The sequence below is a fragment of the Nocardia sp. NPDC004340 genome, from assembly GCF_053602575.1.
The window spans coordinates 637,253-649,888 of record NZ_JBSGDW010000002.1 but is presented as its reverse complement, the minus strand read 5'-3'; the positions used below and the strand labels follow the sequence as shown (position 1 = coordinate 649,888).

1 protein-coding gene (running past one end of the window) is annotated in these 12,636 nt (G+C 70.7%); it reads left to right on the top strand.

Annotated elements, in window-relative coordinates:
* Positions 1 to 12,636, top strand: partial view of a non-ribosomal peptide synthase/polyketide synthase gene (locus ACWEOI_RS10560; RefSeq protein WP_452359464.1) — the end only. The gene continues 31,476 nt to the left of window position 1, outside the view; only the last 12,636 of its 44,112 coding nucleotides appear in the window; its start codon lies beyond the left edge, outside the window; it ends in the stop codon at positions 12,634 to 12,636.

The following is a 12,636-nucleotide window of genomic DNA, read 5'->3' as shown; positions in this document are numbered from 1 at the left end:
CACGAACTGGCCCGCGCCAACAACGCCTCGCTGTTCATGGTCGTGCACGCCGCCCTCGCGGTGCTGCTCGCCCGCCTGTCGGGCACCGACGACATCGCGGTCGGCACCCCGATCGCGGGCCGTGGTGAACGCGAACTCGACGACCTGATCGGCATGTTCGTGAACACCCTGGTGTTCCGCACCCAGGTCGACGGCAACGCGAGCTTCGCCGACCTGCTCTCCGAGGTCCGCGAACGCGACCTGGAGGCCTTCGCCAACGCCGACGTGCCGTTCGAGCGCCTCGTCGAGGTGCTCAACCCGGTCCGTTCCACCGCGCGCAACCCGCTGTTCCAGGTGGGCCTCTCGTTCCAGAACCTGGCCGAGACCGCCTTCGAACTGCCGGGCCTGCACGTGGCCGCGGTCGAATTCGACTCGCAGCTGGCCAAGACCGACCTGCACGTCACCCTCTACGATCGCTACACCGAGGACGGCACCCCCGCCGAGATCCTCACCGAATTCGGTTACGCCACCGACCTGTTCGACGAGTCGACCGTGCGCGCCTTCGCCGACCGGTTCGTGCGGGTGCTGGATGCCATCCTGGCCGACACCGCCGTCCCGGTCGGCGACATCGACCTGCTCGACGACGACGAGAACACCCGAATCCTGCAGCGCTGGAACAACACCGCGCAGGACGTGAACACGGTGTTCGAGGGCGGCTCGGAAGCCACCCTGGTCTCGTTGCTGGATCGCTCGGTGGCCGAGGACCCGAAGGCCGTGGCCATCGTCGCCGACACCGCCGACGACGTGGAGAACCTCACCTACGCCGAACTCGACGCGCGGGTGAACCAGCTGGCGCGGGAGCTCATCGCGCGCGGCATCGGCACCGAAGACCGGGTGGCACTGGCCATCCGTCGGTCCACCGACCTGGTGGTCGCCATGTACGCGGTCGCCAAGGCCGGCGCCGCCTACGTGCCGATCGATCCGGATCAGCCCGCCGAGCGCGTCGGCTACATCCTGGAGACGGCCGCGCCCAAGGCGGTACTCACCACGGCCGCCGTCGGTTTCGAGACCGAACTGGCCGAGGTACTGCGCATCGATGAGCTGGACCTGAGCGTCCACTCGGCGAAGCCGGTCGCCGACGCCGACCGGGTGCGGATGCTGACCGCCGCGAACACCGCGTACGTCATCTTCACCTCCGGCTCCACCGGCCGCCCCAAGGGTGTGGCGCTGCCGCACGGCGCGGTCGTGAACCAGTTGCTCTGGAAGGTCACCGAATTCGGCCTAGACCCGGCCGACGCGGTGCTGCTCAAGACCGCCGCCACCTTCGACCTCTCGGTCTGGGAGTTCTGGTCCGCCGCGGCCTGCGGTGGCCGCCTGGTCATCGCCGCGCCCGACGGGCACAAGGATCCGGCGTACCTGAACGAGCTCATGGCCCGCGAATGGGTCACCACCCTGCACGTGGTGCCGTCCATGCTGGACGCGCTGCTCACCGACGGGCTGCCGGACTCGCTGTGGCGCATCCTGGCCATCGGTGAGGCGCTGCCCGGACCGCTGGCGCAGCGCGTGCTGCGGGAGCGTCCGCGCACCGAGCTGTTCAACCTGTACGGCCCGACCGAGGCCGCGGTGTCCATCACCAACCACCGGGTCACCGAGCGCGACGAGCTGTCGGTGTCCATCGGCTCGCCCGAATGGAACTCCCAGGTGTTCGTGCTGGATTCGCGTCTGCGGCCGGTGCCGGTGGGCGTCTCCGGCGAGCTGTACCTGGCCGGCGCGCAGCTGGCGCGCGGCTACTTCGGCCGCCCCGACCTCACCTCGGACCGCTTCGTCGCGAACCCGTTCGCCGAGAACGGTTCCCGCATGTACCGCACCGGTGACCTGGTGGCCTGGCAGGCGAACGGCGAGCTCGAGTACCGGGGCCGCACCGACTTCCAGGTGAAGATCCGCGGCTTCCGCATCGAGCTCGGCGATATCGAATCCGCGCTGCTGCGCCTGGATTCCATCGCCTCCGCCGCCGTGGTCGCGCACACCGACCCGGTGCTGGGCGACCGCCTGGTGGCCTACGTGGTCGGCGCCGACGGCGATCCGGACAAGCAGGCGCTGCAGTCGGCGCTGGCCGCCGAACTGCCGTCGTACATGATCCCGTCGGTCTTCATGCCGCTGAACGCGTTGCCGCTCAACGCCAACGGCAAGCTGGACCGCAAGGAACTGCCGGAGCCCACCTTCGAGAAGGCGGTCTTCCGCGCCCCCGTCAGCCCGATCGAGCAGATCGTGGCGGGCGTGTTCGCGGAGGTGCTGCGCGTCGAATCCGGCCGTATCGGCCTGGACGACGACTTCTTCCAGTGGGGCGGCAACTCGCTGCTGGCCACCCAGGTCGCCGCGCGCCTCGGCGAGGCGCTCAACACCCGGGTGCCGGTGCGACTGCTGTTCGAGGCGTCCACCGTGGTCGCGCTCGCGGCCCGGGTGGAGCACGACGCCGGGGCCGGCGGCCGCAAGGCGCTGATCGCGGCGCCGCGACCGGAGAACATCCCGCTGTCGCTGGCCCAGCAGCGCATGTGGTTCCTCAACCGCTTCGACACCGCCTCGGCGGCCTACAACGTGCCGGTCGCGGTGCGCCTGTCCGGCGCGCTCGACGAGGACGCGCTGCGGTCGGCCATCGCGGATGTGGTTGCCCGCCACGAGATCCTGCGCACCATCTACCCGCAAACCGAGCAGGGCCCGGTGCAGGTCATCCTGCCGCCGGCACAGGCCGTGCCCGAGCTCGAGGTGCGCACCGTGACCGCCGACGAGGTCGTCGGCGCGGTGGTCGAGCTGACCTCCACCAGCTTCGACGTCACCGTCGAGGTGCCGATCAAGGTGGCGCTGTTCAAGATCGAGGGCGAGGCCCCGGCCCCGGCTCCGGTCGAGTCGGAAGCCGCGGCGCACGCGGCGGCCTACACCTTCGACTTCGCCGACATCGCCCCCACCGGTCAGTTCCGGATCGTGAACCCGGACGCCGCGGCTCCGGCGGAATACGTGCTGGCACTGGTCATCCACCACATCTCGGGTGACGGCTCCTCGGTGGCGCCGCTGACCCGCGACCTGATGACCGCCTACGCGGCGCGCTCGCTCGAGCAGGAGCCGGGCTGGAGCCCGCTCGCGGTGCAGTACGCGGACTACTCCATCTGGCAGCGCGAACTGCTCGGTGACGAGAACGACGCGGACTCGCTGGCCGCCAAGCAGGTCGCCTACTGGCAGCAGGCGCTGGCCGGGCTGCCCGACCAGCTGGACCTCCCGGCCGACCGGCCGCGTCCGGCGGTGCAGTCCTTCGCCGGTGGCAAGATCGACATCCGCATCGACGCCGAATTGCACTCGGGGCTGGTCGATCTGGCCCGCGCCGAGGGCGCGACGCTGTTCATGGTCGTGCACACCGCGCTCGCCGTGCTGCTCGCGCGGCTGTCGGGCTCCAGCGACATCGCCATCGGCACGCCGATGGCCGGTCGTGGCGAGGCCGTCCTCGACGACCTGATCGGCATGTTCGTCAACACCCTGGTGTTCCGCACCGAGGTCGACGGCGGCGAACCGTTCGACGCCCTGCTGGCGCGTCAGCGCGAGACCGACATCCAGGCCTATGCCAATGCGGACGTGCCGTTCGAGCGCCTCGTCGAGGTGCTCAACCCGGCCCGTTCGACCGCGCGGCACCCGCTGTTCCAGGTGGGTCTGTCCTTCCAGAACCTGACCCGCTCCACCCTGGAACTCCCGGGCCTGAGCGTGTCCGGCCTGGACGTGGACACCGAGCTGTCGCAGTTCGACCTGCACCTGATCGTCTCCGACCTGTACGGCGACGACGGCGCGGCCGACGGCATCACCGGCATCCTGACCTACGCGACGGACATCTTCGACCGGGAGACCGTGGTCGGCTTCGCCGATCGCTTCGTGGCCCTGCTGCGCGAGATCGTGGCCGCGCCGCGGATCGTGGTCGGCGAGATCGAGATCCTGGCCGCCCCCGAGCGGGCCGAGATCCTGGACCGGCGCAATGACACCGCGCACCAGGTGGATTCGACCGCCACGCTGGCGTCGATGCTGACCGCGACGGTGGCCGCCAAGCCGACCGCCATCGCCCTCATCGGCCCCGACGGCGAGACGCTCACCTACGCCGAACTCGGCGCGCGGGTCAACGGCCTGGCCCGCCACCTGATCTCGATCGGTGTCGGCCCGGAGGCGCGGGTCGCGCTGGCGCTGCGGCGCTCGGTCGACCTGGTGGTGGCCATGTACGCGGTCTCGGTCGCCGGTGGCGCGTACGTGCCGGTCGACCCCGACCAGCCCGCCGAGCGGACCGGGTACATCCTGGAGACCGCCGCGCCGGTGTGCGTGCTGACCAACGCGTCCGCGGAGTTCTCGACCGGCGTCGCGCCGCTGGTGCGAATGGATGAGCTCGCGCCCGCCGCGAAGCTCGGCCCGATCACCGACGCCGACCGGGTCGCCCCGCTGCGTCCGGACCACACCGCCTACGTCATCTTCACGTCCGGTTCGACCGGCCGCCCGAAGGGCGTGGCGCTGCCGCACGCGGCCATCGCCAACCAGTTGCAGTGGAAGGGTGCGGAATTCGGGCTCGGCCCGGACGACGCGGTGCTGCTCAAGACCGCCGCCACCTTCGACCTCTCGGTCTGGGAGTTCTGGTCGGCCGCCGTCACCGGTGGCCGCCTGGTGATCGCCGCCGCCGACGGCCACCGCGATCCGGCGTACCTGAACGAGCTGATGGCGCGCGAGCGGGTCACCACCCTGCACGTGGTGCCGTCCATGCTCGACGCGCTGCTCACCGCGGGCGACGGCACCATGAACGCCGCGCTGCGCCGGGTGCTGGCCATCGGTGAGGCGCTGCCCGCCGCGGTGGCCCAGCGCTTCCGCGCCTTGAACCGGCAAAGTCGACTGTTCAACCTGTACGGCCCGACCGAGGCCGCGGTGTCCATCACCAGCCACCAGGTCACCGACGCCGACAAGGGCTCGGTGTCGATCGGTGCGCCGGAATGGAACTCGCGGGTCTACGTGCTCGACGCGCGCCTGAACCCGGTGCCCGACGGCGTGTCCGGTGAGCTCTATCTCGCCGGCACCCAGCTGGCCCGCGGCTACTTCGCGCGACCGGACCTGACCGCGGATCGCTTCGTGGCCAACCCGTTCGCCGTCGGCGAGCGCATGTACCGCACCGGTGACCTCGTCGCCTGGTCGGACAACGGCGAGCTGGAGTACCGGGGCCGCACCGACTTCCAGGTGAAGATCCGCGGCTTCCGTATCGAGCTCGGCGAGATCGAGGCCGCGCTGCTGGCGCTGCCCGAGATCGCGCAGACCGCGGTGCTGGCCAAGCAGGACGCCAAGACCGGTGACCGCCTGGTCGCCTACCTGGTGCCGTCCGGCTCGGGTGTGGATGTGCCGCTGGTGAAGTCGGCGCTGTCGGCGGGTCTGCCGTCGTACATGGTGCCGTCGGCCTTCGTGGTGCTCGACGCCCTGCCGCTCAATGTGAACGGCAAGCTGGACCGGAAGGCGTTGCCGGAGCCCGAGTTCGAGACCACCGCCTTCCGCGCGCCGTCCACCCCGATCGAGGAGATCGTGGCGGGCGTCATCGCCGAGGTGCTCGGTATCGAGCGGGTCGGCGCGGACGACGACTTCTTCGCCCTCGGCGGCAACTCGCTGCTCGCCACCCAGGTCGCCGCGCGCATCGGCGCGGCCCTGGACGCGCGGGTGCCGGTGCGCGCCGTGTTCGAGGCGTCGACCGTCGCCGGGCTGGCCGCCAAGGTCGAGCAGCACGCCGGAGCGGGAGATCGCAAGGCGCTCACCGCCGGACCGCGTCCGGAGACCGTGCCGCTGTCGCTGGCGCAGCAGCGCATGTGGTTCCTCAACCAGTTCGACACCGCGTCGGCCGCGTACAACGTGCCCGTCGCCGTGCGCCTCACCGGCGCGCTGGATGTGGACGCGCTGCGCGAGGCCGTGTCCGACGTGATCGGCCGCCACGAGACGCTGCGCACCATCTACCCGCAGGTCGACGGCGCTGCCGCACAGGTGATCGTGACCGCCGCGCAGGCGATGCCGGATCTGCGTCCGGTCACCGTCACGGCCGAATCGGTGACCGAGCGGATCGCCGCTCTCGTCACCACCGGCTTCGACGTGACCACCGAAGTTCCGTTGCACGCCAAGCTGTTCCGCGTCGAGGACGCGCCCGCTGAGTCGATCGACGGCACCGCCGTCGTCGAGCACGTGCTCGTCTTCGTCACCCACCACATCGCTGCCGACGGCTGGTCCATGGGCCCGCTCACCCGCGACGTCATGGTGGCCTACGCCGCCCGCGCCGCCGGCGTGCAGCCCGGCTGGGCCCCGCTGCCGGTGCAGTACGCGGACTTCTCGATCTGGCAGCGCGAGGTGCTCGGCTCCGAGGACGACGCGACCAGCCTGGTCTCCGCGCAGGCCGAGTTCTGGCGCACCGCGCTGGCCGACCTGCCCGACGAGCTGAACCTGCCCTCGGATCGCCCGCGCCCCACCGCGCAGACCTTCCGCGGCGGCCGGGTGCTGTTCCCGATCTCCAACGACCTGCACCGCGGCCTGCAGCAGATCGCGCGCACCAACAACGCGACCATGTTCATGGTCGTGCACACCGCCCTCGCGGTGTTCCTGGCGCGCCTGTCCGGCACCACCGACATCGCCATCGGCGCGCCCATCGCGGGCCGTGGCGAAGCCGAGCTGGACGATCTGATCGGCATGTTCGTCAACACCCTGGTGCTGCGCACCGAGGTGAACGGACAGACCGGCTTCACCGAGCTGCTCGCCGCCAACAAGGACAGCGACCTGGCGGCGTTCGCGCACGCCGACATTCCGTTCGAGCGGCTCGTCGAGCTGCTCAACCCGGAACGCTCCACCGCGCGGCACCCGCTGTTCCAGGTGGCGCTGTCGTTCGAGAACCTGCCCGGCGGCTCCTTCGAGCTGCCCGGCCTGAAGGCCGCCGCGGTCGACTTCGAGAACGAGATCGCCAAGTTCGACCTCATGCTCACCCTGACCGAGGCCCCGGCCGACGCGGACGCGGGCATGTACGCCGAATTCGGTTACGCCCGTGACCTGTTCGACCAGGAGACCGTCGAGGGCTTCGCGGCGCGGTTCGTCCGGCTGCTCACCGAGATCGTCTCCGCGCCGCGCCAGGCCGTCGGCGATCTGGAGATCCTGGCCGCCGACGAGCGCGCGGATCTGATCACCCGCACCGGCGGACCGGCCATCGCGCCGCGCACGCTGCCCGAGCTGCTGGCCGACGCCGTCGCCAACAACCCGGTCGGCGAGGCCGTCGCCTTCGACGGCCAGGCCCTGGGCTACGCCGAACTCGACGCGGCCTCCTCGCGTCTGGCGCGGGTGCTCATCGAGCGCGGCGCCGGACCGGAAACCCGTGTCGCCGTGGCCATCCGGCGCTCCTTCGAATCGGTGCTGGCCATCTGGGCCGTCGCCAAGTCGGGCGCGGCGTTCGTGCCGGTCGACCCGTCCTACCCGGCGGACCGCATCGCGCACATGGTGAACGACTCCGGCGCGGTGCTGGGTCTGACCATCGACGCCGAACTCGAGGGGCTGCCGCCGGTCGCCAGCCTGGCGGGCTGGATCTCGCTCGACGATCCGATGGTGCACGCCGAGATCGCCTCGCATTCGGCCGAACCCGTCACCGACGCCGAGCGGTGGGGCGTGGTCCGGCCCGAGCACGTCGCGTACGTGATCTACACCTCCGGCACCACGGGCATGCCCAAGGGCGTCGTGGTGACGCACGCCGGTCTGGCCAACTTCGCCACCGAGCAGATCGTGCGCTACCACCTCGACTCCGGTTCGCGCGCACTGCACTTCGCGTCGCCGTCGTTCGACGCGTCGGTGCTGGAGTACCTGCTCGCCATCGGCGCGGGCGGCACCCTCGTGGTGGTCCCGCCGGGCGTCTACGGCGGCGAGGAGCTCGCCGAGGTGATCAAGCGCGAGCGGGCCACGCACGCGTTCATCACCCCGGCCGCGCTCGCCACCCTGGATCCGAAGGGTCTGGACTCGCTGCGCGTCCTGGTCGCCGGTGGTGAAGCCGTTCCGGCCGATCTGGTGGAGAAGTGGGCGATTCCGTTGGAGAACCGCACGATTCGTGCATTCCACAACGGTTACGGCCCCACCGAGACCACGATCATGACCAACATCAGCGACGCGCTGACGCCGGGCGAACTGGTCACCATCGGTGGTCCGATCCGCGGCATGCAGGCCCTGATCCTGGACTCGCGGCTGCGGCCGGTGCCGGTGGGCGTCGCGGGTGAGCTGTACCTGTCGGGTATCCAGCTCTCGCGTGGCTACCACGACCGCCCGGGCCTGAGCGCCGAGCGGTTCGTCGCCAACCCGTTCGTGGCGGGCGAGCGCATGTACCGCTCCGGCGACGTGGTCCGCTGGACCCCGGACGGCCTGGTCGAATACGTGGGCCGCAACGACTTCCAGGTGAAGGTGCGTGGTTTCCGCATCGAGCTCGGTGAGATCGACGCGGCGCTGGCCTCGCACGAGACGGTCGACTTCGCGGTCACCGTGGGTCACAAGACCGAGGCGGGGGCCACCATCCTGGCGGCCTACGTGCTCCCGGTCGCCGGCCGCAGCATCGACATTCCGGCGCTGACCGAGCACGTCTCGGGCCGCCTGCCGGAATACATGGTGCCGACCGCGATCACGATTCTGGACGCCATCCCGCTGACCCCGGTCGGCAAGCTGGATCGCCGGGCGCTGCCCGAGCCGGTGTTCACCGCGCGCGACTTCCGCGCTCCGGTCACCGAACTCGAGGCCACGCTCGCCGAGGTCTTCGCCGACGTGCTCGGTGTGGAGCAGGTGGGTGCCGACGATTCGTTCTTCGCCCTCGGCGGTGACTCGATCCTGTCCATCCAGCTGGTCTCGCGGGCCAAGGCGCGCGGCATCAAGTTCTCACCGCGCGATGTGTTCGAGCAGCGGACCGTCGCCGGACTGGCCGAGGTGGCCACGCTGGGCGACGACACCGCGCAGGAGAAGCTGGCCGAACTGCCCGGCGGCGGAGTCGGCGACATCCCGCTGACGCCGATCATGCACGCCATCCTGTCGAGCGGTTCGTCCTACGACCGGTTCTCGCAGACCATGCCGCTGCGCCTGCCGGACGGCATCACCCGGCCGGTGCTCGTCGGGGCCATCTCGGCCCTGTTCGACCACCACGACGTGCTGCGCTCGCGCCTGAACGGAAACGCCTCGGACGGCTTCGAATTCGAGGCGCTGCCGAAGGGCGCCGTCGACGTCGACGCGCTCGTGCATCGGGTCGAGCTGGCCGCGGACATCTCCGACGAGGAGCTGACCCGCGTCGGCAGCGTCGAATTCGACGCCGCCCTGGGCCGACTGGATCCGGCGAACGCCGCCATGGTGCAGTTCGTCTGGTTCGCCTTCGCCCCCGAGGGTTCCGACGAGGCTCGCGTCCGCCGCGACGTGCTGCTCATCGTCGCGCACCACATGGTGGTGGACGGCGTCTCCTGGCGCATCCTGATCCCGGACCTGGGTCTGGCCTGGTCGCAGGTGGCCTTCGAGCAGCCGATCGCGCTGCCCGAGACCGGCACCTCGCTGCGCCGCTGGGCGCACGCCCTGGTCGAGGAATCGCGCAGCGAGGCGCGGGTCGCGGAACTGCCGTTCTGGCAGCGGGTCACCGAGACACCGGACCCGCAGCTGGGTTCGCGGGCCTTCGACCCGACCGTCGACACCTTCGACACCGTCGAACGGATCGAGGTCAGCGTTCCGGCCGAGGTCACCGACGCCGTGCTCACCGCCGTCCCCGGCCTGTACCGCGGCGGCGTGAACGACGGCCTGCTCTCGGCGCTGGCCATGGCGGTCGCGCGCTGGCGCGGGGAGACCACCGGCGGCTCGGCGCTGATCAAGCTCGAGGGCCACGGTCGTGAAGAGGAGATCGTTCCGGGCGCGGATCTCTCGCGCACGGTCGGCTGGTTCACCGCGGCCTTCCCGGTCCGCCTGGACCTGAACGGCGCCAACCTCGACGAGGCGTTCGCGGGCGGAAACGCCCTGGGCGACATCGTGAAATCGGTCAAGGAACAGCTGCTCGCCATGCCCGACAAGGGTCTGGGCTGGGGTCTGCTGCGGCACCTCAACCCCGACACCGCCCCGCAGCTGCGGGACGTCGGCCAGATCAGCTTCAACTACCTGGGCCGCATGTCCGCGGGCGAAGCGCCCGAGGGCATGGCCGAGATCGGCTGGGTGCCGGTCGACGACCTGGGTCGCCTCGACGGCGACATGGACGCCGACATGCCCGCCAACGCCACCCTCGACATCAACGCCATCGTCACCGACGGCGAGGACGGCCCGCAGCTGGGCGCGGCCTTCTCCTACCCGCGCGGCCTCCTGGAGCGCGAGCGGGTGCAGGAGTTCGCCGACCTGTTCGTGGCGGCGCTGACCGCGCTGGCCGAACACGCGAATCGGCCGGAGGCGGGCGGTCTCACGCCGTCCGACCTGCCGCTGGTCCGGGTCGCGCAGTCCGACATCGAAGTCTGGGAACGGAACTACCCGGCCCTGGGCGACGTGTGGCCGCTCTCGCCGCTGCAGTCCGGTCTGCTGTTCCACGCGCTGCTCACCCAGAACACGGTGGACGTCTACACCATTCAGACCGTGCTCGACCTGAGCGGTGTGGTGGACGTGGACCGTTTGAAGGTGGCCGCGCAGGCCATCCTCGACCGGTACCCGAGCCTGCGGACCGCGTTCGTCACCGACGCCGACGGCCAGGCCCACCAGGTCGTGCTGGATCGCGTGGAAGCGCCGTTCCAGGTCATCGACCTGACGGATCTGCCCGAGGCCGAACGCAATCCGCGCATGCGGGAGATGATCGAGGCCGATCGCGCCGATCACTTCGATCTGTCCGCGGCTCCGCTCATGCGGTTCAACGTGTTCCGGATCAGCGGCGACCTGGTGCACCTGGTCATCACCACCCACCACATCCTGGTGGACGGCTGGTCCATGCCGCTGCTCATGCAGGACCTGCTGGTGCTGTACGCGGTGCGCGGCGATGCGTCGGTGCTGCCGCGGGTGCCGTCGTTCCGCAACTACCTGGCCTGGCTGGCCGGACGGAACCGGGACGAGTCGATCGAGGCGTGGAAGCGCGCCCTGGCCGGGGTCAGCGAGCCCACCCAGCTCGCGCCGGCCGCGACCCGCGACGAGAACTACGAGATCGGCCGCTACACCGTCGACATCGACGCCGAACGCACCCGCGCGCTCACCAAGCGCGCCGGGGAACTCAACGTCACGCTGAACACGCTGATCCAGACCTCCTGGGCGGTGCTGATCGGCCGCCTCACCGGGCGCAGCGACGTGGTGTTCGGCGCCACCGTCTCCGGCCGCCCCGGCGACCTGCCGGGCGTGGAAGCCATGGTGGGTCTGTTCATCAACACGGTGCCGGTGCGCATCCGGGTCGATGACCGCCTGACCATCGGCGGGCTGCTGCAGCGCGTCCAGAGCGATCAGGCCGACCTGCTCGAGCACCACCACATCGGGCTCACCGAGATCCTGCAATTGGCCGGCGCCGGAGCGGAATTCGACACCATGATGGCGTTCGAGTCCTACCCGGTGGACAAGGACGCGATCGCGGCCGCCAGCTCCATCGACGGCATGTCGGTCAGTGGTGTCGGTATCAACGACAACACCCACTACCCGATGAGCCTGGTCATCATGGCGGGCGAGACCATCGACATCTCCATGCGCTACCTGGGCAGCCGGTTCACCGCCGACGAGGTCGTCATCCTCGCCGCGCGCTTCAACCGGATCCTGGACGCGCTGGTCGGCGATGCCGACGGCTTGGTCGGCGACATCGACATCCTCGATGCCGGCGAACGTGCCCGCATCCTCGCCGAAAGCGCCGTCACCCCGGCCGATTCCGCGGCCGACGCGGCGCGGGTGGGCACGGCGACCGTGGCCAACGTGCTGGCCGAGGTCGTCGAGGAGGACCCGCAGGCGCCCGCCCTGCTGTCCGGTGGCGAGGAGATCGCGTACCACGTCCTGGACCGCCGCAGCTCCCAGTTGGCGCGTCTGCTCATCGAACGCGGCGCGGGCCCCGGCGACATCGTCGCCGTCGCCCTCCCGCACTCGGTCGACGCGGTCGTGGCGGTCTGGGCCATCCAGAAGGCCGGTGCCGCGGCACTGTTCGCCGACACCCTCTCCTTCGGCGACATCCTCGCCGCCGGAGCCGGTTTCGGCATCGCCCTGGAACCCGCCGCCAGCTCGGTCCGCTGGCTGGTCCCCTCGGACCCCAAGGTCCAGGCCGACCTGACCGCCCGCCCGGCGCACCCGGTCTCCTACAGCGACCGAGTCCGCCCGCTGTCCGAAACCGACCCGGCCTTCATCTACCGCAACGCCGACAACTGGGCCACCCTCACCCAGTCCGAGGCCCTCGACCGCGCGGCCACCCTGCGCGGCGACCACGAGATCGACTACGAGTCGACCACGTACACCACCGCCTCCACCGGCACCGCGGCCATCGACGAGTTCCTGTCGTCCTCGACCGCGGGCGCGCTCTCCGTCCTCCCCACCGGCGACATCCCCGCCGACCTGGAGGACGGCGAGGTGACCCACTGGTTCACCACCGAGGCCGACCCGGCGGGCGACGCGGGCGACGAAATCCGCGTCATCCCCAGCTAG